This is a genomic window from Pseudoxanthomonas sp. UC19_8 (genome assembly GCF_042700505.1).
In the GTDB taxonomy this organism is placed as follows: Bacteria; Pseudomonadota; Gammaproteobacteria; order Xanthomonadales; family Xanthomonadaceae; genus Pseudoxanthomonas_A; species Pseudoxanthomonas_A winnipegensis.
The window spans coordinates 320,113-345,581 of record NZ_CP170559.1 but is presented as its reverse complement, the minus strand read 5'-3'; the positions used below and the strand labels follow the sequence as shown (position 1 = coordinate 345,581).

The 25,469-nt window shown below is 71.6% G+C and carries 23 protein-coding genes and 1 pseudogene; 12 read left to right on the top strand and 12 right to left on the bottom strand.

The window, feature by feature from the left end:
• The first annotated feature begins 24 nt into the window (after positions 1–24).
• Positions 25–651: a DUF4124 domain-containing protein gene (locus tag ACFJIT_RS01520; protein WP_379654807.1), complete on the top strand. Its 627-nt coding sequence runs from the start codon at positions 25–27 to the stop codon at positions 649–651.
• Complete coding sequence (locus ACFJIT_RS01515) at positions 651–1,763, top strand: DUF4124 domain-containing protein (RefSeq protein ID WP_379654806.1); 1,113 nt, start codon at positions 651–653, stop codon at positions 1,761–1,763. Before ACFJIT_RS01520 ends, ACFJIT_RS01515 begins: the two co-directional genes overlap by 1 nt.
• Before the next feature lie 239 nt (positions 1,764–2,002).
• Here ACFJIT_RS01515 and mmsB read toward each other — a convergent pair whose 3' ends face one another.
• The 5 genes from mmsB to ACFJIT_RS01490 all read right to left on the bottom strand — a co-directional run bounded on the left by mmsB (position 2,003) and on the right by ACFJIT_RS01490 (position 7,700).
• Complete coding sequence (gene mmsB / locus ACFJIT_RS01510) at positions 2,003–2,899, bottom strand: 3-hydroxyisobutyrate dehydrogenase (protein WP_379654805.1); 897 nt, start codon at positions 2,897–2,899, stop codon at positions 2,003–2,005.
• 152 nt (positions 2,900–3,051) lie between these two features.
• Entirely contained in the window at positions 3,052–4,203 is a 1,152-nt protein-coding gene (locus ACFJIT_RS01505) for an enoyl-CoA hydratase/isomerase family protein (protein ID WP_379654804.1), read from the bottom strand.
• Entirely contained in the window at positions 4,200–4,994 is a 795-nt protein-coding gene (locus ACFJIT_RS01500) for an enoyl-CoA hydratase (RefSeq protein WP_379654803.1), read from the bottom strand. The genes ACFJIT_RS01505 and ACFJIT_RS01500 overlap by 4 nt, the downstream gene beginning before the upstream one ends.
• Entirely contained in the window at positions 4,991–6,172 is a 1,182-nt protein-coding gene (locus ACFJIT_RS01495; RefSeq protein ID WP_130516811.1) for an acyl-CoA dehydrogenase family protein, read from the bottom strand. The genes ACFJIT_RS01500 and ACFJIT_RS01495 overlap by 4 nt, the downstream gene beginning before the upstream one ends.
• A gap of 22 nt (positions 6,173–6,194) precedes the next feature.
• Positions 6,195–7,700 carry a CoA-acylating methylmalonate-semialdehyde dehydrogenase gene (locus ACFJIT_RS01490; RefSeq protein ID WP_379654802.1) on the bottom strand — a complete coding sequence of 502 codons (1,506 nt, stop codon included), beginning with the start codon at positions 7,698–7,700 and terminating at the stop codon, positions 6,195–6,197.
• A gap of 125 nt (positions 7,701–7,825) precedes the next feature.
• Here ACFJIT_RS01490 and ACFJIT_RS01485 point away from each other — a divergent pair, with 125 nt between their 5' ends.
• The 4 genes from ACFJIT_RS01485 (at position 7,826) to ACFJIT_RS01470 (ending at position 12,052) form a co-directional block, all read left to right on the top strand.
• Positions 7,826–9,202: a short-chain fatty acyl-CoA regulator family protein gene (locus ACFJIT_RS01485; protein ID WP_205953502.1), complete on the top strand. Its 1,377-nt coding sequence runs from the start codon at positions 7,826–7,828 to the stop codon at positions 9,200–9,202.
• 145 nt (positions 9,203–9,347) lie between these two features.
• Positions 9,348–10,562 carry a serine hydrolase domain-containing protein gene (locus ACFJIT_RS01480; RefSeq protein WP_379654801.1) on the top strand — a complete coding sequence of 405 codons (1,215 nt, stop codon included), beginning with the start codon at positions 9,348–9,350 and terminating at the stop codon, positions 10,560–10,562.
• Between the two features lie 105 nt (positions 10,563–10,667).
• The gene (locus ACFJIT_RS01475; RefSeq protein ID WP_379654800.1) at positions 10,668–11,441 is read left to right on the top strand and encodes a glutaminyl-peptide cyclotransferase; all 774 of its coding nucleotides are present in this window, start codon (positions 10,668–10,670) and stop codon (positions 11,439–11,441) included.
• A gap of 20 nt (positions 11,442–11,461) precedes the next feature.
• Positions 11,462–12,052: a GNAT family N-acetyltransferase gene (locus tag ACFJIT_RS01470; RefSeq protein WP_379654799.1), complete on the top strand. Its 591-nt coding sequence runs from the start codon at positions 11,462–11,464 to the stop codon at positions 12,050–12,052.
• 212 nt (positions 12,053–12,264) lie between these two features.
• Here ACFJIT_RS01470 and ACFJIT_RS01465 read toward each other — a convergent pair whose 3' ends face one another.
• Positions 12,265–12,822: a class I SAM-dependent methyltransferase gene (locus ACFJIT_RS01465; RefSeq protein WP_379655687.1), complete on the bottom strand. Its 558-nt coding sequence runs from the start codon at positions 12,820–12,822 to the stop codon at positions 12,265–12,267.
• Positions 12,823–13,332: 510 nt separating this feature from the next.
• Between ACFJIT_RS01465 and ACFJIT_RS01460 the strand changes: the two genes are divergently transcribed.
• From ACFJIT_RS01460 to ACFJIT_RS01445, 4 genes are read left to right on the top strand one after another with little or no spacing between them, the layout of a single operon-like run.
• A complete protein-coding gene (locus ACFJIT_RS01460) occupies positions 13,333–14,094 on the top strand; it encodes a DUF3348 family protein (protein ID WP_379654798.1) in 762 nt (253 codons plus the stop codon).
• Positions 14,076–16,433, top strand: a complete 2,358-nt coding sequence (locus ACFJIT_RS01455; protein ID WP_379654797.1) for a DUF802 domain-containing protein — start codon at positions 14,076–14,078, stop codon at positions 16,431–16,433. Before ACFJIT_RS01460 ends, ACFJIT_RS01455 begins: the two co-directional genes overlap by 19 nt.
• On the top strand, positions 16,430–17,050 hold the full coding sequence (locus ACFJIT_RS01450) for an OmpA family protein (RefSeq protein ID WP_379654796.1): 621 nt from the start codon (positions 16,430–16,432) through the stop codon (positions 17,048–17,050). The genes ACFJIT_RS01455 and ACFJIT_RS01450 overlap by 4 nt, the downstream gene beginning before the upstream one ends.
• Position 17,051: 1 nt before the next feature.
• Positions 17,052–17,816: a DUF2894 domain-containing protein gene (locus ACFJIT_RS01445; RefSeq protein WP_379654795.1), complete on the top strand. Its 765-nt coding sequence runs from the start codon at positions 17,052–17,054 to the stop codon at positions 17,814–17,816.
• Between the two features lie 507 nt (positions 17,817–18,323).
• Here ACFJIT_RS01445 and ACFJIT_RS01440 read toward each other — a convergent pair.
• Together ACFJIT_RS01440 and ACFJIT_RS01435 are read right to left on the bottom strand one after the other, a co-directional pair.
• Positions 18,324–19,103 carry an SDR family oxidoreductase gene (locus tag ACFJIT_RS01440; protein ID WP_379654794.1) on the bottom strand — a complete coding sequence of 260 codons (780 nt, stop codon included), beginning with the start codon at positions 19,101–19,103 and terminating at the stop codon, positions 18,324–18,326.
• An 11-nt stretch (positions 19,104–19,114) separates the two neighbouring features.
• Positions 19,115–19,525 (bottom strand): GNAT family N-acetyltransferase, encoded by a 411-nt coding sequence (locus ACFJIT_RS01435; RefSeq protein WP_379654793.1) that lies wholly within the window; start codon positions 19,523–19,525, stop codon positions 19,115–19,117.
• 60 nt (positions 19,526–19,585) lie between these two features.
• Here ACFJIT_RS01435 and ACFJIT_RS01430 point away from each other — a divergent pair, with 60 nt between their 5' ends.
• Positions 19,586–19,813 (top strand): hypothetical protein, encoded by a 228-nt coding sequence (locus tag ACFJIT_RS01430; protein ID WP_379654792.1) that lies wholly within the window; start codon positions 19,586–19,588, stop codon positions 19,811–19,813.
• A gap of 4 nt (positions 19,814–19,817) precedes the next feature.
• Here the strand turns inward: ACFJIT_RS01430 and ACFJIT_RS01425 are convergent, their stop codons facing one another.
• The 3 genes and pseudogenes from ACFJIT_RS01425 to ACFJIT_RS01415 all read right to left on the bottom strand — a co-directional run bounded on the left by ACFJIT_RS01425 (position 19,818) and on the right by ACFJIT_RS01415 (position 23,530).
• Positions 19,818–20,147 carry a hypothetical protein gene (locus ACFJIT_RS01425; RefSeq protein WP_306995740.1) on the bottom strand — a complete coding sequence of 110 codons (330 nt, stop codon included), beginning with the start codon at positions 20,145–20,147 and terminating at the stop codon, positions 19,818–19,820.
• A gap of 11 nt (positions 20,148–20,158) precedes the next feature.
• Positions 20,159–22,068, bottom strand: a pseudogene (gene sppA / locus ACFJIT_RS01420) (signal peptide peptidase SppA).
• Positions 22,069–22,177: 109 nt separating this feature from the next.
• Positions 22,178–23,530 carry an MATE family efflux transporter gene (locus ACFJIT_RS01415; protein ID WP_379654791.1) on the bottom strand — a complete coding sequence of 451 codons (1,353 nt, stop codon included), beginning with the start codon at positions 23,528–23,530 and terminating at the stop codon, positions 22,178–22,180.
• Between the two features lie 106 nt (positions 23,531–23,636).
• Here ACFJIT_RS01415 and ACFJIT_RS01410 point away from each other — a divergent pair, with 106 nt between their 5' ends.
• Positions 23,637–24,833: a DUF3667 domain-containing protein gene (locus ACFJIT_RS01410; protein ID WP_379654790.1), complete on the top strand. Its 1,197-nt coding sequence runs from the start codon at positions 23,637–23,639 to the stop codon at positions 24,831–24,833.
• A 35-nt stretch (positions 24,834–24,868) separates the two neighbouring features.
• Here the strand turns inward: ACFJIT_RS01410 and ACFJIT_RS01405 are convergent, their stop codons facing one another.
• A complete protein-coding gene (locus ACFJIT_RS01405; RefSeq protein ID WP_379654789.1) occupies positions 24,869–25,465 on the bottom strand; it encodes a DUF3106 domain-containing protein in 597 nt (198 codons plus the stop codon).
• Positions 25,466–25,469: the final 4 nt, after the last annotated feature.

Genomic DNA, 25,469 nt, shown 5'->3' with positions numbered 1-25,469 from the left:
CAGGCCAGCGCGCAAGATGCGCGCATGTCGCGCCCACCGCTGCCGCCGCTGTTGCTCGTGCTCGCCGCCCTGGCGGCGAGTGAGGCGCGCGCGGCCGATCCGGTCACGATCTACCGCTGCGTGGGCCGCGACGGCACGGTGACGCTGAGCGACGCCAAGTGTCCGCCGGGCCAGCGCCAGGAAGTGCGCGAGATGCTGCGCCCGCAGGATCCACCGCCGGTGCCGGCCTCGCCCACGGCCCCGGCTTCGCCAGCCCGCCCCGCCGCCCCACCGGCACCGGCGCAGGTGGTGATCTATCGCACCCCGCCGCGGCCGATGTACCTGTGCACCAGCGACGATGGACGCACCTACACCAGCGACAATGGCGACGGAAATCCGCGCCTGGTGCCGCTGTGGTCGCTGGGCTACCCCGGCGGCGGCTGGGGCCCGCCCGGCCATCATCGACCCGGCGGACCGGTGGTGGTCGGCAACACCTGGGTGCGCGACGCCTGTCACCAGCTGCCGCAGGCCGAGGTCTGCGACCGGCTGCGCGACCGGCGCTACGAGATCCAGCGCCAGTACCACAGCGCGCTGCAGAGCGAGCGGCACGCGCTGGACAAAGAACAGCGCGGTCTCGACGCGCGCCTGGACAACGATTGCGGAGCAGGTTGATGGCAGTGAGGAACTGGGCGCGCGTCGCCCTGGCGGCGACGGCGCTGGGCCTGGCGTGGCCGCTGCTGGCGCAGACCACGATCTACCGCTGCACCGATGCCAAGGGCGAGATGACGGTGCAGAACGCGCCGTGCCCGGCCGGGACCAAGGAAGACAAGCGCCAGGTCGGCGAGGTGGCGAGCCGACCGCTGCCATCTTCGCTGCGCAACGCGCCCGCGCCTGCGGCCGCATCGACGGTGCCGCCCGCGCGCAGCGTCGAGGCCGCGCCGGCCGCGTTGCCTGCTTCTTCCGGCCCCCCCCCTGCGCAGCTGCACCTGAGCGCCACCCCGGATCCGACCGTGACGCCGCCCGCGCCGACCGGGCCGGCGACGACGATCTACCGCTGCACCGATGCCACCGGCGCGCTGACCGTCCAGAACAGCCCCTGCCCAGCCGGCAGCAAGACCGACAAGCGCGCCGTGCAGGGCGTGGCCAGCATGCCGCTGCCCGGCAACAGGCCCGCTGCCGCCGCAGCGACGCCGGCGACCGCGGTGCCGGCGGCACAGGCGGCGGCGCCAACAGCGCCGCAGACCGCTCCATTCGCTGCGCCGGCGGCGGCGCGCCAGGGCGGCGAGCGCGCACGCGATTCGGCCATCGTTCCGGCGGCCGACGACACGCAGGTGCTGCAGACGATTCCCGGCATGACGCTGATCCAGGACCCGACCCTGCACAAGGACGATGCAGCCGCCGACGCGCTGGCCGGTCGCCAGACGCCGCAGGCCAACCAGGCCGCGGCCGGGCTGGTCACCGGCTCGGCGCCGCCGATCCTGTTCCAGTGCACCACCTACGACAGCGGCACCTACCTGACCGAGGAGGCCAATCCGCAGTCGCGCTGCGCGCCGCTGAACACGGTCGGCCTGGACGGCAACCCGGCCGGCGGCGCAGGCCGGGCCTGCGAGGTGATCCACGACGTCTGCGCCCGCGTGCCCGACCAGCGCCTGTGCGCGGCCTGGAACAAGCGCCTGGGCGAGGCCGAAGTGGCCTGGCGCTACGCCAAGCCCGAGAACCAGGCCGACAGGAAGGCCGACTACGACCGCGTGCAGCGCATCGTCACCGACGCGCATTGCAGGTGAGACGCGCGGCGGGCGAGGAAGAGCGGGCAAGCGCGGATCGGAACGGCGAAGAAGACCCGTCATTTCCGCGAAAGCGGGAAGTGCGTTTCGGCAGGCGCATGTCTGACCATCCAGCGGCTTTCATGCGCAGGGCCGACGTCCATGGATTCCCGCTTTCGCGGGAATGACGGTGGAAGGTTGGCGGAGGCTCGGCGATTGGACCGCGCTTCAAGGCACGGCCCACTGTTTGCAGCGAGGCCTCAGCCTTGCGCCTTGTCGCTGATCAGCTGCACCACGCTGGAGAAGTCCAGGCCGCCGCGGCCGGCCTGTTTGTTCATGGCGTAGAGGTTGCGCGCCAGTTCGCCCAGCGGGATGGTCGCGCCCACGCCCATGGCCGCTTCCACGGCCAGGCCCAGGTCCTTGAGCATCAGGTCGTTGCCGAAGCCGCCGCTGTAGCCGCGCGAGGCCGGTGCGTTCTCCAGCACGCCCGGCCACGGGTTGCAGACCTCGGTGGCCCAGCTGCGCCCGGTGCTGACCGCCATCATCTGCGAGAGCACCTTCGGGTCCAGCCCGTGCGCCACGCCCAGGCCGATGGCCTCGCCGGTCACCGCCATGATCACGCCCAGGGCCATGTTGTTGCACAGCTTGGCGACCTGGCCGGCGCCGCTGGCGCCGACATGGAAAATGTTCTTGCCCATCGCCTGCAGCACGGGGCGGGCGCGTTCGAGCACCTGCGCCTCGCCGCCGACGATGAAGGTCAGCGTGCCGGCCTGGGCGCCGGCGGTGCCGCCGGACACCGGCGCGTCGAGCATCGCCAGGCCGCGCGCGGCCGCGGCCTGGGCGACCTTGCGCGCGCTTGCCGGGGCGATGGTGCTGCAGTCGATCACCAGTGCGCCAGCGGGGATCTTTTCGAGCAGCCCGCCGTCGCCCAGGTACAGGCCTTCGACATGCCGACTGGCCGGCAGCATCGAGATCACCACCTCGGCCCCGTCCAGCGTGTCGAGGGCCGAGGCGGCGGCGTGGGCGCCGGCGGCCTTGGCCGCCTCCAGCGCCGCGGGCGCCAGGTCGAACACCGACAGCGTGTGCCCGGCCTTGACCAGGTTGGCGGCCATCGGCCCGCCCATGTTGCCCAGACCGATGAAGGCGATATGTGACATTGGTGAGGCCCTCCCGGGGCGTAGTGATAACGATGCGTTGTAGAGCCGAGCTCGCTCGGCTGGGGCTTTCCCGGCAGAGCCGGAGCCGGGCAAGCTTCGCTGGTGCTCTCCCGGTAGAGCCCCAGCCGAGCGAGCTCGGCTCTACAGGGTATTCATGCGAGGTCGGCGAGCGGATGCGCCTCGGCGGGCCAGGGCGAGATGAGGAAGCCCTGCGCCCATTGCGTGTCGGCCTGGGCCAGGGTGGCCGGGTTCCAGCGCGGCTTGCGGTCCTTGTCGATCAGCAGCGCGCGGATGCCTTCGGCGAAGTCGCCATGGGCGGCCACATGCAGGGCGGCGATGCATTCCAGGCGGAAGGTGTCGGCCAGGCTCAGGTCGGCGGCGCGGCGCTGCAGTTCCCAGGCCAGGCGCGCCGAGCCCGGCGCACCGGCGGCCAGCGTGGCCTTCGCGGTCTGCAGCCACGGATCGTCGTCGCTGGAGGCGGCGCCGATGGCGGCCACCACCTGCTCCAGCGAACCGGCGCCGACCAGGGCCTCGACCTGTTCGGCATGCGACTGCAGCGGCCCGGGCGGCGCCGCCATGGACATGCCGGCCAGCAGCCTGGTCAGCGCGGCGCGGTTGGCCGCAGGCGCCTCGTCCCAGGGCTGCGCGACCAGCGCGTCGAGCAGCGCGGCGTGCCGGCCGCTGTCGATGCACACATCGGCCAGGCCCGCGTAGATCGCATCGCCGGCGTTGAGCGGCGCGCCGGTCAGCGCCAGGAACAGGCCCGCCCCGCGCGGCACGCGCGCCAGCAGCCAGCTGCCGCCAACATCGGGGAACAGGCCGATGCCGATCTCCGGCATGGCCAGCCGCGAGCGCTCGGTGACCACGCGGTGGCTGGCGCCCGACATCAGGCCGATGCCGCCGCCCATCACGATGCCATGGCCCCAGCACAGCAGCGGCTTGGGATAGGTGTGGATGAAATAGTCCAGGCGGTATTCCTCTTCGAAGAACGCCGCCGCGTACGCGTTGGAGGTGATGTCCTCGCTGCCGCCATCGCGATACTCGCGCATGCTGCGGTACAGGCCGTGCAGGTCGCCGCCGGCGCAGAAGGCCTTCTCGCCCGCGCCCTGCAGCACCACGCAGGCGATGGCGGCGTCCTCGGCCCAGGCGCGCAGCTGCGCGTCCAGCAGGCGCGTCATCTCCAGCGACAGGCCGTTGAGCGTCTTGGGCGCGTTGAGCGTGGCGATGCCGATGCGCTTGCCGCCTGCGCCCTCGCGGGTCTCGAACAGCACCGGCGCCTCGACCACCGAGTCGTGCGGATTCATGCGTTGGTCCATTGCGGCGCGCGCTTCTCGAGGAACGCGTTGACGCCCTCGGCCTGGTCGGCGGTGTCGAACAGATCGACGAAGGCCTCGCGTTCGGCCACCAGCGCCGCGGCGAAGCTGCCGCTGCGCGTGGCCTGCACCAGCGCCTTGCATGCGGCCACGCTGGTCGGGCTCTGGCGGCCCGCGCTGCGCGCCCAGTCCAGAGCACGTGCGCGGCCCTCTCCCCGCGGCACCACCTCTTCGACCAGGCCGATGCGCAGCGCGGTGGCCGCATCGACGCGCTCGCCGAGCAGGATCATGCGCTTGGCCCAGCCCTCCCCGACCAGCCGCGGCAGCGCCTGTGTGCCTCCCGCACACGGCAGCAGGCCGACGGCCGCCTCGGGGAGGGCGAGCTGCGCGTGCTCCTCGGCGATACGCAGATCGCAGGCCAGCGCGCACTCCAGCCCGCCGCCCATGGCATAGCCGTTGATCGCGGCGATGGACACGCCCCGGAACGCGGCCAGCGCCTCGAAGGCCTGGCCGAAGCGGCGCGCCGCCTCCCGCGCGGCCGCCTTGTCACCGGAGGCGAACTGCTTCAGATCGGCGCCGGCCGAGAAGAACTTCTCGCCCTCGCCGGTGATCACCAGCGCGTAGATGTCGCGGTCGGCGTTGAGCGCGGCGATGAGGTCGCGCAGCGCGGCCAGGCTGTGCACGGTCCAGGTATTGGCCGGCGGGTTGGACAGGGTGACGAGGGCGACATGGCCGTCGGCCTGGACCTTGAGCCCGGTGTGCTCGGTGTCGCGCCAGCTCATCGTAGCGCCTCGTCGCTGCTCAGCAGGTGCCGCGAGATGATCACGCGCATGATCTCGTTGGTGCCCTCCAGGATCTGGTGCACGCGGCAATCGCGCAGCAGGCGCTCGACCGGGTACTCGCGGATGTAGCCGTAACCGCCGTGCAGCTGCAGCGCGTCGTTGCAGACCGAGAAGCCCGCATCGGTGGCGAAGCGCTTGGCCATCGCGCACCACACGGTCTTGTCCGGCGCGTCGGCGTCGAGCTTGCGCGCGGCGGTGTGGACCATCTGGCGTGCGGCGACCAGCTCGGTGGCCATGTCGGCCAGCTTGAACTGCAGGGCCTGGAACTCGCCCAGCTTCTTGCCGAACTGGCTGCGCTCGCCCAGATAGCGGCGCGCCGCATCCAGCGCGCCCTGGGCCGCGCCCAGCGAGCACGCGGCGATGTTGATGCGCCCACCGTCCAGCGCCTTCATCGCCAGGCGGAAGCCGTCGCCCTCCTGGCCCAGCAGGTTGGCGGCCGGCACGCGCACGCCCTGGAAGGTGATGCCGCGCGTGGGCTGGCTGTTCCAGCCCATCTTCTCTTCCTTGCGGCCGTAGCTGATGCCTTCCGCATCGGCCGGCACGACGAAGGCGCTGATGCCGCGCGCGCCGGGCTCGCCGGTGCGCGCCATCACCACCAGCACGTCGGTGGCGCCGGCGCCGGAGATGAAGGCCTTGGCGCCGTCGAGCACGTAGTGGTCGCCCTCGCGCACGGCGCGGGTCTTGAGCGAGGCCGCATCCGAGCCCGCGCCCGGTTCGGTCAGGCAGTAGGAGGCCAGCTTCTCGCCGGCGACCAGCCCCGGGCACCAGGCATCGCGCACGGCCGGGGTGGCGTTGCTGGCGATCAGCCAGGTGGCCATGTTGTGGATGGTGATGAAGGCGGAGGTCGAGGGATCGACGCTGGCCAGCTCCTCGAACACCACCGCCGCATCCAGCCGCGACAGCCCCAGCCCGCCGACGGCCTCGGGCGAGTACAGGCCGCAGAAGCCCAGCTCGCCGGCCTTGGCGATGGCCTCGCGCGGGAAGATGCATTCGGCGTCCCAGTGCGCGGCGTGCGGGGCGAATTCCTTGTCGGCGAAGTCGCGCGCGGCCTCGCGGAAGGCCTGCTGCTCCTCGGTGAGTTCGGCCGCGTCGTGCGGGAGTTTCATGACTGCGTTCATGGCATCGCCCTTGTGCGAAGGCTCACTTGAGACTGATCGTGGTGTTGACGCCGTGGCTGAGCGTGTCGTCGTCGAACCAGCGCGCGGTCACCGTCTTGGTCTGGGTGTAGAACAGCACCACCTGCTTGCCGTACGGACCCAGGTCGCCCAGCTTGGAAGCGCGCGAACCGGTGAAGGAGAACAGCGGCACCGGCACCGGGATCGGCACGTTGATGCCGACCTGGCCCACGTCGATGTCTTCCTGGAAGCGGCGCGCGGCCGCGCCGGACTGGGTGAACACCGCGGTGCCGTTGCCGTTGGGGTTGGCGTTGACGAAGGCGATGGCCTCATCGAGCGTGTCGACCTCCACGATCACCAGCACCGGCCCGAAGATCTCCTCGTCGTAGATGCGCATGCCCGGCTTGACGCCGGAGAAGATGGTCGGGCCGACGAAGTTGCCCTGCGCGTGGCCCTCGACCTGCGGCTTGCGGCCGTCCAGTTCGAGCTTGGCGCCCTGTGCGATGCCCGACTCGATCAGCGATTCCACGCGCGAGCACGCGGCAGTGGAGATCAGCGGGCCCACGTCCACGCCGCTGGCGTTGCCCGGACCCACCTTCAGCGTCTTGGCCTTCTCGACCAGGTCGGGGATCCAGTCGCGCGCCGCGCCGACCACCACCATCGTCGAGGCGGCCATGCAGCGCTGGCCGGCCGCGCCGAACGCAGCGCCCGCCATCGCATTGAGCGTCTGCTCCTTGTTGGCATCAGGCAGGACGACGGCGTGGTTCTTGGCGCCCATCATGCACTGCACGCGCTTGCCGGCCAGCGAGGCGCGGTTGTAGACATGCGTGCCGACCCTGGTCGAGCCGACGAAGGACACCGCCTTGATGTCGGGGTGATCGCAGATGGCGTTGACCACCTCCTCGCCGCCGTGGACGACGTTGAGCACGCCCTTGGGGATGCCGGCCTCCAGCGCCAGTTCGACCAGGCGCATGGTCACCATCGGGTCCTGTTCGGAGGGCTTGAGGATGAAGGTATTGCCGGTGGCGATGGCCATCGGGAACATCCACAGCGGGATCATCGCCGGGAAGTTGAACGGGGTGATGCCGGCGCACACGCCCAGCGGCTGCATGAGCGTGTAGGTGTCCACGCCGTTGGCCACGTTGTTGGCCAGCTCGCCCAGCTGCAGGTTGCCGATGGCCGCGGCGTGTTCGACCACCTCCAGGCCGCGGAACACGTCGCCCTCGGCATCGGGCAGGGTCTTGCCCTGCTCGGCGGTGAGGATCGCCGCCAGCTCGCCCATGTGCTCGCGGATCAGCTGCTGGTACTTGAGGAAGATGCGCGCGCGGGTGCCGATGGGCGTCCTGCGCCAGGTCTTGAAGGCCTCCTTGGCGGCGGCCACGGCGCGGTCCACCTCGTCCACGGTGGCGAAGGGCACCTGCCCCAGCACTTCCTGCGTGGCCGGATTGACGATGTCCTTCCAGGTGGAAGTGCGCGATTCGACGAAGGCACCGTCGATCAGCAGGGCGACGCGTGGGAGCTCGGCGTTCATGGGGCGGCCTTTCAGGCGATGGCGAATGACAGGATTCGCATCTTTCGCAAGATCGGGGCCGATTTCAGCCCCAATTCTGCTTAATCCGGCCAATGACCGGGCGGATTTCTGCGAAGATTGCGAAGATGAGCCCCCACCGCCGCCTCGAACTCGGCCTGCGCCTGCAGCGCCTGCGCCAGCGCCACGGCCTGTCCCAGGCCCAGCTGGCCCAGGCGCTGGGCCTGTCACCCAGCTATCTGAACCAGATCGAGCGCAACAAGCGCCCGCTGACCCCGGCCGTGCAGCAGCGCCTGCGCCAGGTCCTGCAGGACACCGCCGGCCTGTTCGACGCCGACGACCCGGCCGCGCTGATCGACCCGCTGCACGAGACCCTGGTCGCGCTGGACCGGCCTGGCGTGACCACGGCCGAGCTGCGCGCCCTGGCCGGCAACCTGCCCCAGGTCGCCCATGCGCTGCTGGACCTGCACCGCGAGCATCGCGCGCTGCGCGAGCGCGCCGCGGCGCTGGAGCTGCAGATCGGCGATGCGACCTCCGGCGCGCCGGCCCTGCTGCCGCCCGGCGACCAGGTGCGCGATTACTTCAACCGCCTGCGCAACCACATCCCCGAGCTGGACACGCTGGCCGAGGGCCTGTTCGACGAACTGGGCCTGGTGCCCGGCCACACCGCGCCGCGCCTGCGCCAGCGCCTGGCCGACCGCCACGGCGTGCTGGTCGAGGTCCACGGCGGCGGCCAGATCAAGCGCCGCCTGGACACGGCCGCGCGCGTGCTGCACCTGCCCGACTACCTGCGCCCGGGCCAGCAGGCCTTCCAGATGGCCGCCGAACTGGTGCTGCTGGAACACCCCGGCCTGATCGCCGCGCTGACCGCGCGCGCCGGTTTCGATGACGCCGAGCGCGTGGCGCTGGCGCGCATCGGCTTGTCCAACTACTTCGCCGGCGCGCTGGTGATGCCCTACGGCGAGTTCCTGCGCAGCGCCGAGCAGAGCCGCTACGACATCGAATGGCTGGCGCACCGCTTCGGCGTGGGCTTCGAGGCGGTGTGCCATCGCCTGTCCACGCTGCAGCGCGAGGGCGCGCCGGGCCTGCCGATCTTCTTCATGCGCGTGGATCGCGCCGGCAACGTGTCCAAGCGCCATTCGTCCACCGACTTCCACTTCTCCCAGGTCGGCGGCTCCTGCCCGCTGTGGATCGTGTACGAGGCCTTCAACCAGCCCGGACGCGTGCTGACCCAGGTCACCCGCCTGCCCGATGGCCGCCGCCACTTCTGGCTGGCCCGGCAGGTCAGCACCGGCCCGGTCGGCTACGGCCAGCCGCGCAAGACCTTCGCCGTTACGGTGGGCTGCGACCTGCGCCACGCCGAGCGCCTGGTCTACGCGCGCGGCATCGACATCCGCCCCGAATCGGCCGTGCCCATCGGCCCGGGCTGCCGCACCTGCGAGTGGAGCGACTGCCTGCAGCGCGCCTTCCCCGCGCTGCCGCAGCTGGGTGCGGTGGCGCGCTGAAGGGTGGCCGCCCGAGCGTGCCGCCGCGGGGCACGGGCAGCGCATTGCTGACGGATCGGCCAGGATGCCCGCGGAAGTGACTTCCGGCAGACGCGGCGGCGATGCCGTGGCTGAGACGCTCGCGGCTCCAACAGGGAGGTTCCGCATGTACTTGCGCAAGACGCTGCTCACGCTGCTGACCGTGTCGCTTGCTGGCGGCCCGCTGTGTCTGGCCGACGCGCGCGCCGCCGAGCGCAGCGCCGAACCTGCCGCCCAGGCGACCTCGATCGATGCGGCGATCGAGCAGCAGATGCGCGACGGCGGGCTGGTCGGCGTGGGGGCCGCGGTCATCGTGGACGGCAAGGTGGCCTGGCGCGGCGCCTACGGGCTGGCCGACCGCGAGAGCGGGCGTCCGTTCACCACCGCGACCGTCATGAACATCGCGTCCATCAGCAAGACCGTCGTGGGCGCGGCGATGATGCGCGCGCAGGAGGAGGGCAAGCTCAGCGTCGACGCGGACATCGATGGCTACCTGCCGTTCCAGGTGCGCAACCCGCGCCATCCCGACATCCCGATCACGCTGCGCCAGATCGCCACGCACACCTCCAGCATCACCGATCGCTGGGACGTGTATGCCGCGAGCTACCACTTCGGCCGCAATGCGCCGCAGCCGCTGGGCGACTTCCTGCGCGGCTACTTCGTGCCGGGCGGCGCCGACTACAGCGCTGAGAACTACAACGCCTCCGCGCCCGGCACCGAGCGCGACTACTCCAACATCGGCGCCGGGCTGGCCGGTTACATCATCGAGCGCACCACCGGCCAGCCGCTGGATCGCTACACCGAGGACCGCATCTTCCGCCCGCTCGGCATGGACAGCACCCACTGGCGTCTCCAACCGCGCGATCTGCGCGAGGGCGCCACGCTGTACCTGTCGCAGGACGGCATCGCCGTCGCGCTGCAGCCCTACACCGGCACGACCTGGCCCGATGGCGGCCTGCGCACCTCGGTCGACGACCTGTCCAAGTTCTTCATCGCCCTGCTCAGCGGCGGCCAGGCCAACGGTGCGCGCATCCTGAAGCCGTCCTCGGTGGATGAAATGCTGCGCCTGCAGTTCACGGCCGAACACAAGCCGGCCAATGTCGACATCGCCGAGAAGAACTCCGGCCTGTTCTGGCAGACCAAGTTCAACACCCGGTACGTGGGCCACGGCGGCAGCGACCCCGGCCTGAAGACCGAGATGCTGGCCACGCCCGATCTGCGGACCGGCATCGTGTTCTTCACCAACACCGCCGGCCAGGACACCGAGAAGGCGTATGTGGCCATCCTCAAGCTGCTGTTCGCCCACGCTCAGGCGCTGAGCGCATCGGGCGCGGCGCGTTAGCGCGCGGCTGAAGGGCGGCGTCCGGATGAGTTGAAAGCGCTCGTCAACCGCCTGCGCTGGGCTAAGCTGCCGCCTCGCTCCTCGACCGTCCATCCGATGCAGTTAATGCCCGCCTCCACCCTGCGCCCGGCTTTCGCGCTGCTGCTGGCGCTCTTCGCCCTGCCCGCCTGCGCGCGGGTGCCGGTGTATGGCGTCAAGGCGGTCAAGACGTATCCGCACGACACGCAGGCCTTCACCGAGGGGCTGTTCTATCTGGATGGCGCGCTGTACGAGAGCACCGGCGAGCTGGGCGAGTCGGTGGTGCGCAAGGTGGAGCTGGCCACCGGCAAGGTGCTGCAGGAGGCGGCGCTGCCGCCGCAATACTTCGGCGAGGGCATCGTCGCGCACGACGGCAAGCTGCTGCAGCTGACCTGGCGCAGCGGCGTGGGCGCGATCCGCGACCTGGCGACCTTGGACATCGTCGGCAGCTTCCGCTATCCGGGCGAAGGCTGGGCGCTGACCCGCGATGAGACGCATCTGTACATGAGCGACGGCACGCCGGTCATCCGCGTGCTCGATCCGGACACCTTGCAGCAGACCGGCAGCATCACCGTCACCGTCGAGGGCAAGCCGCTGCAGCGCGTCAACGAGCTGGAATGGATCAAGGGCCAGCTGTGGGCCAACGTGTGGATGACCGATCGCATCGCGCGCATCGATCCGGCCACCGGCGCGGTGGTGGGCTGGGTCGACCTCAAGGGCCTGTTCGATTACCGCAAGCTGCCCGACCCGAACGACGACGTGCCCAACGGCATCGCCTACGACGCGCAGGGCGACCGCATCTTCGTCACCGGCAAGCGCTGGCCCAAGCTGTTCGAGATCAAGCTGACCGGGCCGCGCTGAGCGCCCGCGCCCCACAGACCATGCACACCTTCGACCTGTTTCCCTACATCTTCGCCGGGCTGCGCCTGCGCGCGCTGCGCCTGGACGATCTGGACGCCTTCCACGCCTATCGCCGCGATCCGGCGGTGGCCCGCTTCCAGGGCTGGCCGCCGATGGACCGCCCGGCCTGCGAGGCCTTCCTGCGCGAGCAGGCCGGACACGACGTCCTGGTGCCCGATGGCTGGCGGCAGCTGGCGCTTGCGCGCGCGCAGGACGACGCGCTGATCGGCGATGTCGGAGTGTGGCTGTCGGCCGATGCCACGCAGGCCGAGTTCGGACTGAGCATCACGCCGGACGCGCAGGGACAGGGCCATGGCACGGCCTGCGTCCGCGGCCTGCTGGAACGGCTCGCCTGCCTCCCGTCCCTGGTGGAGATCCATGCCGCCAGCGACCTGCGCAATCTGCCCTGCCTGGCGCTGCTGCAGCGGGCAGGCATGACGCCCTCGCACCGGCGCGAGGACGAATACAAGGGCGAATGGTGCGTCGAGCAGGTCTTCGTCACCCGGCTGGATCCGCATCGCCACGCCCCGGAAGTCACCGCGCCGCGCGGACTGAGCGTGACGGCAAGCTAGCCAAGTAAGACCCCTAGGTGGGAGCCACCGCCTCTTCCGATCAAGTCGCACCCCCCCTTTGTAGAGCGGAGCTTGCTCCGCTGCCCTTCGTTCAGTTCGCGGGAAAGCCCTAGCGGAGCAAGCTCCGCTCTACTGATCGCGTCGCGGCCTCCTTTTGTAGAGCGGAGCTTGTGGCAATCCTCGCTTGGGGACTCCCCTGCCTTTGGACCGGATCATCGGGAAAGCCCCAGCGGAGCAAGCTCCGCTCTACCGATCACGCGCACCGCAGCAGGCTTGCGCACCTCGACCACGCGCGTCGGCACCCACGGGCCGCCCCACCACATGCGCCAGCCCAGGCTGCGGCGCGTGGCGGTCACGCCGTGGGTGGCGAGCCTGGCCACGTAGTCCTCGGTCTTGTTGATGTCGGCCAGCAGCAGCACGCCGCCGAGGCGCAGCACGCGCCAGGCCTCGTCGATGGCCTGCGCGCGGCCCTCGCGTGTGGCGATGTTGTGGATGGCCACATTGGAGACCACCGCATCGAAGCTGGCATCGGCGAACGGCAGGCGGCGCATGTCGGCGGTGTGCAGCTCCACGCGCGCGGCCACGCCCTCGGCTTCGGCATTGGCCAGCGCGGCCGCCATGGCGTTGCCCGACTGGTCCTTGCTGCTCCAGATGTCCACGCCCACCGCGCGACCGCGCGGCAGGTGGCGCGCGACATCCAGCAGCACCATGCCGCGGCCGCAGCCCAGGTCCAGCACCCGCTCGTCGCCGCGCCACGGCTGCGCGGCCAGCAGGCGCTGCCAGACGCAGGAACTTGCCGCGCCGCGTGGTGTGCAGATACAGCCCGGCCATCAGCGTCAGGATGATGGCGCTCCCCCACCACTGCGGCGCCACGAACACCGCGACGGCCGCACAGGCCACGGCGCCTGCGAGCATGCCGAGCGGGGCATAGGGCGCGTCGATGCCGTAGCGACCGGCGCGAAGCGATGCGGACATGGGCGTGTTCTCCGAAAGGGGCGGCGCCATCGTGCGCGTGCGCCGGCACGCCCTCCAGTGACAGCTGTCATTGCGTTGGAGTGCAGGCTGGCACGGGCTGGCTCGAATCAGCTCCTGCCCCCTCCAGTGCGGCCAAGACCCCCGGCTGTGCGAGTCCAGCAGGGTGCGGACAGGCCGCGGCGGCCATGAGGCCTTGCCGGCGCGCCTCCCCGGTGCGCCGGCACCTCCCAGGCGGGCCCGTCCGGGTCCGCCGGGCCGGCCGTGTAAAATCGCCGTCTTTTTCAGTGCGCCCACCGCGCCCCTCCATGGCCAAACCCCGACAACACGGGCCTGTCCCCGGCCCGGCCTTCGTGCGCCTGCTCGCGCGGCTGGGCCAGGTCGCCGTGCCGGCCCCGCCGCCGGCGCTGCCCGAGCGGCTGGCGCAGTGGGTGGACTGGAACCGCGCGGTCGCCCTGTCGCGGGCGCTGGACGGCGCGCCGCCGCCGGCCGCCGACGGCCCGCGCTTCGACGCCGCCGAGGCCGACGCCTGCCATGCCCAGCGCGCGGCCCTGGCCGCGGCGATCCGCGAGGACCGCGAGCTGGCCGCGGCCATCCAGCGGCGCCTGGACAAGGCTGCCGGCGAAGGCATAAGCCTGGACCTGGCCGTGGACTTCGCCGTGTTCCGCCAACGCTACCTGGCCCACCAGCGGGCCATGCTGGCCACCACCGGCCTGCTGCGCGGCCGCCTGCGCGACATGCTCGGCCACGGCCCGGCGGCGCTGGCGCGGCTGGCCGAGGTCGACGCGGTGATGGAATCGACCCTGAGCCCGCGTGAGCAGACCGCGCTGGCCGCGGCCCCGGCGCTGCTGGAACAGCACTTCCTGCGCCTGCGCCCGGCCGAGGCCGACGCCGTCCCGGCCAGCGCCATCCCAACCGACGCCGGGCAGATGCCTGCCTGGCTGCAGACCTTCGCCCAGGACATGCAGCGCGCGCTGCTGGCCGAGCTGGACCTGCGCTTCCAACCGATCGATGCGCTGCTCGCGGCGCTCACGCCTTCGTTGATGCCTTCATGCCAAGAACCGTCCTGAACCTGATCGTCTTCCTCCTGGGCCTGCTCGCCGTGGCCTGGGTCGGCGCCGGCTACCTCGGCAACAACGCGCTGGGCGTGGCCGTGTCGCTGGTGATCGCCGCCTGTTACATCGCCGGCGCGATCGAGCTCCACCGCTACCGCCAGGCCACGCGCACGCTGGAGCTGGCCCTGGCCGAGGACCCCACCGCGGCCTCCGGCGTGGCGGCCTGGCTGGAACGGCTCGCCCCCAGCCTGCGCCAGCCGGTGCGGCTGCGCATCGAAGGTGCGCGCGTGGCCCTGCCGGCGCCGACGCTGACGCCGTACCTGACCGGCCTGCTGGTGCTGCTGGGCATGCTCGGCACGCTGCTGGGCATGATGGCCACGCTGCGCGGCACCGGCCTGGCGCTGGAGAGCGCGATCGACCTGCAGGCCATGCGCGGCTCGCTGGCCGCGCCGGTGAAGGGCCTGGGCTTCGCCTTCGGCACCTCGATCGCCGGCGTGGCGACCTCGGCGATGCTGGGCCTGCTCTCGGCGCTGTGCCGGCGCGAGCGCCTGGAGGCCGTGCAGCGGCTGGATGCGGCCATCGCCACCACGCTGCATCCGCACTCGCGCGCGCATCGGCAGGAGGAGGCCTTCCGCCTGCAGCAGGCGCAGACCGCGCTGATGCCGCAGCTGATCGAGCAGCTCGGCGCGCTGATGCAGACCATCCAGACCCACAGCAGCACCACCCACGCGCAGCTGGTCGAACGCCACGAGGTCCTGCATGCCCGGACCGAGGCGGCGCACGTGCAGCTGAGCGAGGTGCTGGCCCGCGCGCTGGCCGCCAGCGTCGCCGACAGCGCGCAGGCGGTGAACGCCGCGCTGCAGCCGGTGGTCGAACGCACCCTCACCGGCCTGACGCGCGACGCGCAGACGCTGCAGGCCAGCGTGCGCGAGGCGGTGCAGCAGCAGCTCGACGCGCTGGACAAGGGCTTCGCCGGCGCCACCAGCGCGGCCCGCGACGCCTGGACCGCCGCGCTCGATGCGCAGCGCCAGGCCCACGCCGCGCAGGTCGAGGCCCTGCAGCAGGCGTTGGACGGCGCCGGCCAGGCCCTGTCCACGCACGCCACGCGCACGGTCGAGGCCATCGGCGCGCGCCTGGACGGCACCGCGCAGCAGCTCGACACACAGTGGACCCAGGCCCTGGCCCAGCAGCGCGAGCTGCACGCGGCCCAGGCCGCGCAGCACGCGCAGGCGCTGGAGCAGGCCGGGGCCGCGTTCCAGACCCACGCCGCCGCGCTGCTGGACCACGCCCGCCAGGCGCAGGCGCAGCTGCACGACACGCTGACCGCCCAGGCCGAACGCGGCGGCGCGCAGCTCGAGGCGGCCAGCGCCGCGTTCGCGTGGCATAGCGCGCAGGCGGCCAGCGCCTTCGACACGCACGCCGGCGCCGTGGCGCGCAGCGCCGAGGACACTCAGCAGCAGCTGCGCGAGGCCCTGGCCCAGCAGGCCGAGCAGCACGCGCATCAGCTGCGCGAGGCGGCCGCGGCCTTCGACCAGCACACCGCCACCGTGGCGCAGACGCTGACCCGCTCGCACAGCGCGCTGCAGGACGCGCTGGCCGCCCAGGACGAGCAGCGCCTGGCCGCCTGGTCCGAGGCGCTCGCCTCGACCCATCAGGCGCTGCGCGAGGAATGGCGACAGGCCGGCGCCGAGACCGCGCAGCGCCAGCAGGCCATCTGCGACACCCTGGCGCAGACCGCCGAGGCGATCACCGGCCAGGCGCAGACGCATGCGCAGGAGACCATCGCCCAGATCACGCGCCTGGTCGATGCCGCCGCCGAGGCGCCGCGCGCGGCGGCCGAGGTCATCGCCGAACTGCGCCAGAAGCTCTCCGATTCCATGGTGCGCGACACCGAGCTGCTGGCCGAACGCAACCAGCTGATGTCCACGCTGGACACGCTGCTGGACGCGGTCAACCACGCCTCCACCGAGCAGCGCGGCGCGATCGACGCCCTGGTCTCCACCTCGGCGCAGCTGCTGGAACGCGTCGGCACGCGCTTCACCGACCACGTCGAGGCGCAGACCGGCAAGCTGGAACAGGCCGCCGCGCAGGTCGGCGCCAGCGCCACCGAAGTGGCCAGCCTGGGCGATGCCTTCGGCGCGGCGGTGGCCCAGTTCGGCCAGGCCAACGCGGAACTGACCGAGCGCCTGCATGGCATCGAACAGGCGCTGGACAAGTCGCTGGCGCGCAGCGATGAGCAGCTGGCCTACTACGTGGCCCAGGCGCGCGAAGTGATCGACCTGAGCCTGCTCTCGCAGCGCCAGATCATCGAGGACCTGCGCCAGCTGGGCGACGCCAAGAGCGCGGCGGCATGAGTGGGGAGATCGAGCTGGACGAAGGCGCCGGCACGCCGGTGTGGGCGGCGTTCGGCGATCTGATGTCGGTGCTGCTGGGCGCCTTCGTGCTGATCCTGGTCGGCGTGATCGCCGTGCAGCTGCAGCTGTCGAGCAAGCTGGACGAAGAGGCGCACCGGCGCCAGGCGCTGGAGCAGGCGCTGGCCGGTCCGCTGGCTGCCGGCCGCGTGACCCTCGTCGATGGCCGCATCGGCATCCGCGGCAACGTGCTGTTCGCGCTCAACTCCGACCAGCTGCAACCGGAGGGGCGCGAGGTACTGCACAGCCTGGCCGCGCCGCTGCGCCAGTACCTGCACGCGCGCGACGAGGTGCTGATGGTCAGCGGCTTCACCGACGACCGCCCGATCCACGACGACAACCTGCGCTACGCCGACAACTGGGAGCTGTCCGCCCAGCGCGCGCTGACGGTGACGCGCACGCTGATCGCCGAGGGCGTGCCGGCGTCCTCCGTGTTCGCCGCCGCGTTCGGCTCCGAACAGCCGGTAGCCTCCAACGACGACGCCGAGGGCCGCGCGCGCAACCGCCGCGTGGAGATCGCGCCGATGCCGCGCCCGTCCAAGACCGCCGCGACGCCCTGACGTGCAGGCGGCGCTGGGCCAACTGGAACGCTGGCGCGCGCAGGGCGCCGACCGCATCGACCCGGTGCGCTTCGCCCTGCTCGACGCCCTGGCCGCGCGCACCCAGGCGCAGACCGGCGCGACCCGTGCATTGCTGGAAGCGCGCCTGGCTGCGCTGCTGGCCGAGTACCGCACGCGCGTCGAGCAGGCCCGGGCGCGCAAGCGCAGAACGTCCCGCCAGGCCGTGAGCGTGGCCAGCCCGCTGGCCGAACTGCTCGATGCCTTGCATGCCGGCGCGCAGCAGCGATTCGACGCGCGCGATGAGGCGCATGCTGCGCCTGCTCCGCTTGCGCCCTCCGGCCCGACGTCCGCGCAGGATCACCACCATCGCCAGCCAGGCCAGTCCCGGGCACACGCCTCCACCGCGCGTGAGGCCACGGGGGCAATGCGGCCTGCCGCGGCGTCCTATCCGCAGCTGCCGGCGCTGGACGAGTTCCAGCGCCTGTGGGAAGAGGTGCGCACGGCGCGCCAGCTGCGCCAGTCGCTGGAGCCGGCGCCGGAAGATTCGGGTCCGCTGAACTCGCACCTGCTGGTGCACCGCGCCCTGACGCTGATGCACGACACCGCGCCTGGCTATCTGCAGCACTTCCTTGGCTACGTCGATGCGCTGTCGTGGATGGCCCAGCTGCAGGGCGGCACCGACCCCGAGGCCGACACCCCCCGCCTTCCCAGCGGCGCCAAGCCGCCCAAATCCTCTCGCAGCCGCGCCCGCAAAAAGCCCGCCTAGGCTTCTGCCCCCTCCCTTTCGCGCAGCGAAGGGGGAGCTCGAAGTCGCGGCTAGCGACTGAGGGGTGGGGTGCTTTTGCTGCTGCTTCTCGCCGTCGGCAGAAACAACAGCAACATCAAAAGCCAACCCCTCCCCAGCCCTCCCCTGCTTCGCAAGGGAGGGGGCGGATTCGCGCGAACGGAATGGTTTGCCCGCCAGCTCAACTCCAGGCTTTTGTCTTGATTTGGCTTTTGCGCAGATCGGCCAGTGCCTGCACCAGCTTCTGTCTGAGTGCGTCTTGGCTTTGGCTTCTGCCCCCTCCCTTTCGCGAAGCGAAGGGGAGCTCGAAGTCGCGGCTAGCGACTGAGGGGGTGGGGTGCGTTTGCTGTGGCTTCTCGCTGCAGGCAACCGCAAACGCAACAACAAAAGCCAACCCCTCCCCCTCAGTCGCTAGCCGCGACTTCGAGCTCCCCTGCTTCGCAAGGGAGGGGGCTGAGCGCTGCGAACGTAGGGATTCGCGAGCGCTGGTCAGAAGCCGCTGCAGCCGAAGCCGCCGTCGACGTCCAGGCAGACGCCGGTGATGTAGGCCGCCGTCGGCAGGCACAGGAAGGCGATCGCGCCGGCCACCTCCTCCGCTTCGCCCAGGCGCTGCAGCGGCGTGCGCGCCAGCACGCGCTCGTGCTGCGCCGGCGAAGCCAGGCGCGCGGCGGTGCGGGGCGTGCGGATGGCCCAGGGCGCGACCGCGTTGACGCGGATGCCGTCCTGCGCCCATTCCACCGCCAGGCTGCGCGTCATCTGGTGCAGCGCAGCCTTGGCCATGCCCTCGACCGTGGCGCCGCGCACCGCGCGCAGGCCGCTGGCCGCGCCCACGTTGACGATGCTGCTGGCCGGGTGCCGCGCCAGCAGCGGCTGCGCATAGCGGCACAGTTCGAAGGCGGAGAACAGCCCGGTTTCGAACACCGCCCGCCAGGTCGCCTCGTCCAGATCCAGCAGGCTGCCGTTGGCCCCGGCGCCGACGGCGTTGACCAGGATGTGCAGCCCCTCGCCCTGGTCCTCGACCCAGTCCAGCAGCGCACGCCGCTCCTCGTCGTCGGCCACGTCGGCGGCGAAGCCCTCGATCATCCGCTCCGGGTGGGCATCGGTGAGCTCGTCGCGCGCGGCCTCCAGCGCGTCGGCGTCACGCGCGACCAGCAGCACGTCGGCGCCGAGCGCGAGCAGTTCGGCCGCGGCGGCCAGGCCGATGCCGGCGCTGGCGCCGGTCACCAGGGCGAGCTGTCCTTCCAGGCGCCAGCGGTGGGGATGGGACATCGCGTTCTCCTTCAGCGCACCAGGGCCATGCCGATCGATGCCGGCGCGGTCGGTGCGAACCCGAACTGCGCATAGAGCCGATGCGCCTGGCCATCGGCGATCAGACTGACATAGGCACTGGCCGGCACCTGCAGGCGCAAGTAGTCAGCGATCGCGGCCATGATGCGTTTACCCAGGCCCTGTCCCTGATGCGCCGGCAGCACGGCGATGTCGACGACCTGGTAAAAGCAGCCGCCGTCGCCGATCACGCGCCCCATGCCCACCGGCTCACCGTCGCACAGCACCTGCACGGCGAAGCAGGACTGGGGCAGCCCCTTGGCCGCGGCTTCTTCGGTCTTCGCGCTCAGCCCCGCGCCGACGCGCAGCGCGCGGTAGACCGCGACGGTCGGGACGGCTTCGATCAGCGTGTAGCGAGGGGGCATGGCGCGCTCGGCGATGGCGTCGGCGTAGGATAGCCACGCATCCCTCGCGAGGCAGCCGCCATGTCCGCATCCCTGTGCCTTCGCTTGCTGTGCGCCGCCTGCCTGGGCGCGCTCGCGGCCTGCAGCCCGCCGGCCGCGCCGCAGCCGGACAAACCGCCCACGCCGCAGAGCACCGCCGCGGTCCAGGCCCTGCACCGGCCGCTGGACCAGGCCAAGGCCGTCGAGGGCCAGCTGCAGCAGGCCAAGGACGCGCAGGACAAGCAGATCGAGGCCGCCGAAGGCCAGTGACGCGTCAGCCCTGTTCGGCGCGCTGCAGCGCCTGCAGCGCCCACTCGCCCAGCAGGCGACGGCCGGGGTTGTCGCCGGCCATCCATTCCTCGGGCGTGAACAAGTCGAACAACCCCACCTTGATCAACGTGGGCACCGCCAGCTCCAGTTCCCGCTCGACCTCGCCGCGCTCGCCGGCGTTGTAGCGCACGACGTTCTGCAGCATCGCGCCCACGGTGCCGGTCTGGACCCGGCTGCCGTCCTTCAGGCGGACGCTGGGAAGGGATTCTCCCTCCGCCACGATCCGGTGATTGGCCTGGGCAAGGTCGCGGCTGTCGAAATCGGTCGTCTTCATGGCATCTCCTTTCACAGCCCGCAGAAGCAATACGCCAGCTCGCTGACCGGCTTGCCGCCAGGTTTGCGCTCCAGCGCGTCCTGCACGAACTTCAGCTGCTCGGCGGTGTGCGGCGCAGCCTTGAGCAGCAGGCTCTGGCCAGGTCCGAACGGCCCACCAGCGCCTGGCCCATCGGGCTGCCGGCCGCATTGGCCAGGAACTGCTCGAACGGCGACAGCTCCTTCTCCACGTACTGCACCCGGTACTTGTCGGCCGCGCCCAGCTTGGCGCGCGCGGCGGCATCGGCGATGGCGTCCTTCAGCCCACCCATCTGATCGACCAGGCCGCGTTCCATGGCCTGCTGGCCGGTCCACACGCGGCCACGGGCGATCTGGTCGATCTGCTCTACGCTCTTGTGGCGCGCGGCGGCCACCCGGCCGGTGAAGTCGGCATAGCCCTTGTTGATGACCGACTGGATCATCTGGCTCACCTGCGGATCCATCGGCTTGGTCGGGTCGAACGCGCCGGCGAAGGGCGTGGTGCCCACGCCATCGGTATGCACGCCGATCTTGCCCAGCGCACGGGTGAAGTTGGGCACCAGGCCGAAGATGCCGATCGAGCCGCTGATGGTCGAAGGATCGGCATAGATGCGGTCGGCATTCATGCTGATCCAGTAGCCGCCCGAGGCAGCCAGGTCGCCCATCGACACTACCACCGGCTTGCCGGCGGCCTGCAGCGCGACCACCTCGCGGCGGATCTGCTCGGAGGCGAACACCTCGCCGCCGGGCGAATCCACGCGCAGCACCACGGCCTTGACCTTGTCGTCCTCGCGCGCGGTGCGCAGCAGGGCCGAGGTGCTCTCCCCGCCGATTCGGCCGGCCGGCTGATCGCCGGAGCTGATCTCGCCGGAGGCCACCACCACGGCCACCTGCGGGCGCTCGTCCAGCGCGGCCGGCTTGGCGGGCAGCTGCGCCAGGTACTGCTCCAGCGTGACGTGGCGGAAGCCCAGGCCGGACTTGTCGGCGTCGTCCTCATCGGCCACGCCGCGTTCGATCAGCAGCTGCTGCACGTCCTGCCAGGTCTTCAGCCCGTCGACCAGCTTCTGCTGCAGGGCGACCTTGGCCAGGTCGCCGCCGGTGGCGGTCACCTCGGCCGGCAGGTTGGTCACCCCGGCGCTCACCGCCTCGGGCGAGAGCTTGCGCGCCTTGCCGACGTCGGCCAGGTAGCGGCCCCACACATCGTTCATCCAGAACAGGTCGGCTTCCTTGGCGTCGGGCGAGGCCGCGTCCAGGATGTAGGGCTCGGCGGCGGACTTGTACTCGCCCACGCGGAACAGGTGCACGTCCACGCCCAGCTTGTCCTGCAGGCCTTCGCGGAAGTACTGGCGGTAGCGGCCCAGGCCGGTGATCTCCACGCTGCCCATCGGGTCCAGATAGACCTCGTTGGCCTGCGCGGCCAGCAGGTACTGGCCCTGGCTCATGTTCTCGCTGAAGGCCAGGATCTGCTTGCCCGAGGCGCGCAGGTCGGCCAGCGCGGCGGCGACCTCGCGCAGCGAGGCATAGCCGCTGGCCCGCAGCTTGTCGAAATCGACGAAGACCCGCTCGATCCTGCGGTCGGTCTTGGCCACCTCCAGCGCGCGCAGCAGGTCGCGCAGCTGCACCTCGCCGCCGGCCTGGCCGAAGGCCTTGGACAGCGCGCGGCTGGCCGGGTCGGACGAGTACTGCTCCACCAGCGCCGCGTCGGGGGCGATCACCAGCGTGGTGCGGTCCTGCAGCGGCTTGGGGCCACCGCCCTTGGCCAGGGCCACGATCACCAGCACCCCGATCAGGAACAGCAGGCCGAAGAAGACCAGGTTGAAGATCAGCCGTCGGGTGAAATTCATCACGTCCCACAGGCCGATGAAGAATCGGCTGATCGGATCGCGGCGGACGGGTTGGTTCATGGGCGCTGGGGGCTCGTTCGACAAACGGTGCATCAGCTTAGTCGCAGCCGCGCCGCCGCGGCATGCCCCACACGTCACGGCACGGCTGTTCAGCCGGCCGGCCCCGCCTTCAGACCAGGCGCGCGGTGCTCCGGCGCAGGCGCAGGGCCATCATCACCGCCGCGGCCGTCAGGCCGATGGTCAGGCCGACCCACATCCCGCGCGGACCGTAGCCCAGCCCCAGGCCCAGCGTCGCGCCGGCCGGCATGCCGACGCCCCAATAGGCCAGCGCCGCCAGCAGCATCGGCACGCGCGTGTCCTTGAGCCCGCGCAGCGCGCCGGCCGACATCACCTGGATGCCGTCGGGGAACTGGAAGATCGCCGCCAGCACCAGCAGGCTGCCGGCCAGCGCGGCCACGGCCAGATCGTCGGTATAAATGCCCACGATCTGGTTGTGGAACAGGGCCAGCACCAGCGCCGAACAGGTCTGCGTGCCCAGCACGATGGCGTAGCCGGCGCGCACCGCGCGGCGCACGCCGTGCGCGTCGCGCCGGCCCAGCGCATGGCCCACGCGCACCGTGGTCGCCTCGGCCAGCGCCATCGGCACCATGAAGCAGATCGCCGAGAGGTTGATCGCGATCTGGTGCGCCGCCGCCGGCACCGCGCCCAGGCGCGCGATCAGCAGCGCGGTGCTGATGAACAGCCCGCCCTCCATCAGCACCGTCACCCCGATCGGCAGGCCGGTGCGCAGCAGCGGGGCGATCTGCGCCCAGCGCGGCGGTTCGAAACGCGCGAACAGCCCCAGCGGGGCGAAGCGCCTGGAGCGCGCCAGATAGGCGAGGAACAGCAGCGACTGCGCCCACATCATCACCGCCGAGGCGATGCCCAGCCCGCCGGCGCCCAGTTCCGGCAGGCCCCAGGCACCGAAGGCCAGCCCGTAGCCCAGCGGCGCCAGCAGGAACAGCCCGCCGAAGCCCAGCACCATCGTCGGCAGCGTCCAGTGCATGCCCTCGCTCAGGTTGCGCATGCACAGGTAGGCGGCCATCGCCGGCATGCCCCAGCGGATGCCGTGCAGGAAGTCGCGCGCGCCCGGGACGATCTCCGGCGCGATGCCCATCGGCGCCAGCGCGTGCGGGATCAGGCTCAGGAACACGAACATCGCCAGACCCAGCCCCGCCGCCAGCCACAGCGCCTGGCGGAACAGCGGGCCGATGCGGTCGTGCTCGCCGGCGCCGTCGTGGTGCGACACCGATGCGGCCAGCGCCACCAGCGTGCCGATCGGCACCATCAGCGGCAGCCACATCAGCGCGGTGCCGGTGGTGACGGCGGCCAGGGTGGCGGTGCCGTGGTGGCCGGCGATGACGTTGTCGACAAAGCCGACCAGGCCGGCCGAGACATGGCCGATGACCAGCGGCAGCGCCAGGCGGCCGGTGCTGCGCATCTCGTGCGCAAGGCCCGGCGCGGGCAAGGAAGGGGCGGACATGGAAACACGCACAGCGGCTGCGATCGCGCGCGGGATGGGCGCTGGCATCGGGCCGGGAAGGGCCGCTATCTTACCGGCCGACCTTGGGGAAAGGGGCGCCGCTTCGATGACCACACAGCCCGGCGGACACACGTCCGCCGCTTGCGACAACTGCGCCACTCCGCTTGCCGGCCATTACTGCCATGCCTGCGGCCAGCCGGCGCACAACCCGCTGCGCAGCTTCGGCCATGCGGTGGAGGAGGTGTTCGAGTCGTTCTGGCACCTGGACGGGCGCATCGTGCGCACGCTGCGCGAGCTGATCGTCCCGGGGCGTTTGCCGGTGCGCTTCCTGCGCGGCCACCGCGCGCCGTATGTGCCTCCGCTGCGGCTGTTCGTGGTGCTGAGCGTGCTGACCTTCTTCGTGGCCCAGTACGCGGTGCATGTGGACGGCGGCAAGGAGATCGGCTCGATGCTGCGCGGCGTGCAGGACGGCGCCTGGGAGCGGCCCGAGCTGATCGCCGATCCGGGCCAGTTCGGCGCGCAGACCACGGTCGCGGCGGTGGAGGCCAGCCGCGACGAGAAGCTCGCCGCCCTGCGCGAGGCCAGGACCCAGGTCGCCGCCGATTCCATCGCCGCCCGGGCCATGACCATGGGCGAACGCAAGCTGCGCGCCGATGCGCAGGCGCGCCTGCATCAGCTCGACCCGAGCCAGCCGGCCACGCTCGCGCCCGAGGCAGGCGCAGCGGAGCACGCGCAAAGCACCCGCGAGCCCGAAGCACCCGAGCCGGCCAGCCGCACCACGAACGAACAGATCCACATCGACGCCCTGCCCGGCTTCGCCAACCGCTGGCTCAATGCCAAGGTCGAGCGCGCCCGGCTCAATCTGCAGCGCTACAGCGACGATCCGGGCGAGTTCGTGCACGTCTTCCTGGCCGCGATCCCCAGTGCGCTGTTCGTGCTGGTGCCGGCCTTCGCGCTGCTGCTGAAGCTGTGCTACCTGGGCAGCGGACGCGGCTATCTGGAGCATCTGGTGGTCGGCCTCTACAGCCACGCCTTCCTGGTGCTCGCGCTGCTGGCGATGTTCGTGCTGATGCTGATCGGCGACGCCCTGCCCGCCAGCGCCGGCTGGCTGGCGCGGACCCTGGGCGTGCTGCGCGTGCTGCTGGCGCTGTGGCTGCCGGTCTATCTGTGGCTGACCCAGCGCCGCGTCTACGGCGAAGCGTGGTGGCTGACCACGCTCAAGTACGGGGTGATCGGCGTGCTGTATTTCATCCTGGTGGGCATGTTCTCGCTGGTGCCGATGTTCTCCAGCATCACCCACTGAGGCCTGCCATCCATCCTTGGGGCAGGCGCGCCGCTTTAGTGGCGCAGCCGCTCCTGCAGCCACTGCCCGCGACCGGCGGGGTCGGCGGCGATGAGCGCCTGGCGCAGGGCATCGCGGTCCTGCGGCGGCGTGCGCTGGGCCAGCACGGCCAGATCGGCGCGCTGCGGCGCGGTCAGCTGGCGCAGCACCGCGCGCATCGGCGCGATCTCCGCCTGCGGCATGTAGGCCAGCAGCGGCTGCAGGCGGGCGAAGTCGGCGCCGAGGTCGGGCCCGAGGCGCCAGCCGGCCTGTTCGCTCTGGTCCAGTTGCCCGAACCGGGTCAGCAGCGCCTGCTGCTGCGCCGGCGGCAGCGTGGCCAGGGTCGCGGCGGCTTGCTGCAGCCGGCTGCGGGTGGCCGGGTCCAGGGCCAGCCAGTCGGCGTACTCGGCCCGGCGCCTGGCGCGCTCCAGCGGCGGCAGACGGTCCCAGGCGACCATGCGGTCGGCGAAGGCGTGCCGCGCCGGCGTGCTCAGCGCCGCCAGGCGCGCGGCGCGCGCGGCCTGGATCGCCGGCGTGAGCGCCTGCTCGTCGCTCGCCTGGGCCAGCAGCACCGAGGTCGCCAGGCCCAGCACGGCCGCCACGGCCAGGGCCACGAGG

Excerpts from the sequence above, each read along its gene's own strand:
- ACFJIT_RS01520 (WP_379654807.1), top strand. The coding sequence starts at position 25 with ATGTCGCGCCCACCGCTGCCGCCGCTGTTGCTCGTGCTCGCCGCCCTG.
- ACFJIT_RS01455 (WP_379654797.1), top strand. The coding sequence starts at position 14,076 with ATGCCAAGAACCGTCCTGAACCTGATCGTCTTCCTCCTGGGCCTGCTC.
- ACFJIT_RS01495 (WP_130516811.1), bottom strand. The coding sequence starts at position 6,172 with ATGAACGCAGTCATGAAACTCCCGCACGACGCGGCCGAACTCACCGAG.
- ACFJIT_RS01425 (WP_306995740.1), bottom strand. The coding sequence starts at position 20,147 with ATGAAGACGACCGATTTCGACAGCCGCGACCTTGCCCAGGCCAATCAC.
- ACFJIT_RS01415 (WP_379654791.1), bottom strand. The coding sequence starts at position 23,530 with ATGTCCGCCCCTTCCTTGCCCGCGCCGGGCCTTGCGCACGAGATGCGC.
- ACFJIT_RS01410 (WP_379654790.1), top strand. The coding sequence starts at position 23,637 with ATGACCACACAGCCCGGCGGACACACGTCCGCCGCTTGCGACAACTGC.
- mmsB (WP_379654805.1), bottom strand. The coding sequence starts at position 2,899 with ATGTCACATATCGCCTTCATCGGTCTGGGCAACATGGGCGGGCCGATG.
- ACFJIT_RS01515 (WP_379654806.1), top strand. The coding sequence starts at position 651 with ATGGCAGTGAGGAACTGGGCGCGCGTCGCCCTGGCGGCGACGGCGCTG.
- ACFJIT_RS01430 (WP_379654792.1), top strand. The coding sequence starts at position 19,586 with ATGTCCGCATCCCTGTGCCTTCGCTTGCTGTGCGCCGCCTGCCTGGGC.
- ACFJIT_RS01440 (WP_379654794.1), bottom strand. The coding sequence starts at position 19,103 with ATGTCCCATCCCCACCGCTGGCGCCTGGAAGGACAGCTCGCCCTGGTG.
- ACFJIT_RS01460 (WP_379654798.1), top strand. The coding sequence starts at position 13,333 with ATGGCCAAACCCCGACAACACGGGCCTGTCCCCGGCCCGGCCTTCGTG.
- ACFJIT_RS01490 (WP_379654802.1), bottom strand. The coding sequence starts at position 7,700 with ATGAACGCCGAGCTCCCACGCGTCGCCCTGCTGATCGACGGTGCCTTC.
- ACFJIT_RS01435 (WP_379654793.1), bottom strand. The coding sequence starts at position 19,525 with ATGCCCCCTCGCTACACGCTGATCGAAGCCGTCCCGACCGTCGCGGTC.
- ACFJIT_RS01500 (WP_379654803.1), bottom strand. The coding sequence starts at position 4,994 with ATGAGCTGGCGCGACACCGAGCACACCGGGCTCAAGGTCCAGGCCGAC.
- ACFJIT_RS01470 (WP_379654799.1), top strand. The coding sequence starts at position 11,462 with ATGCACACCTTCGACCTGTTTCCCTACATCTTCGCCGGGCTGCGCCTG.
- ACFJIT_RS01505 (WP_379654804.1), bottom strand. The coding sequence starts at position 4,203 with ATGAATCCGCACGACTCGGTGGTCGAGGCGCCGGTGCTGTTCGAGACC.
- ACFJIT_RS01475 (WP_379654800.1), top strand. The coding sequence starts at position 10,668 with ATGCCCGCCTCCACCCTGCGCCCGGCTTTCGCGCTGCTGCTGGCGCTC.
- ACFJIT_RS01450 (WP_379654796.1), top strand. The coding sequence starts at position 16,430 with ATGAGTGGGGAGATCGAGCTGGACGAAGGCGCCGGCACGCCGGTGTGG.
- ACFJIT_RS01485 (WP_205953502.1), top strand. The coding sequence starts at position 7,826 with ATGAGCCCCCACCGCCGCCTCGAACTCGGCCTGCGCCTGCAGCGCCTG.
- ACFJIT_RS01480 (WP_379654801.1), top strand. The coding sequence starts at position 9,348 with ATGTACTTGCGCAAGACGCTGCTCACGCTGCTGACCGTGTCGCTTGCT.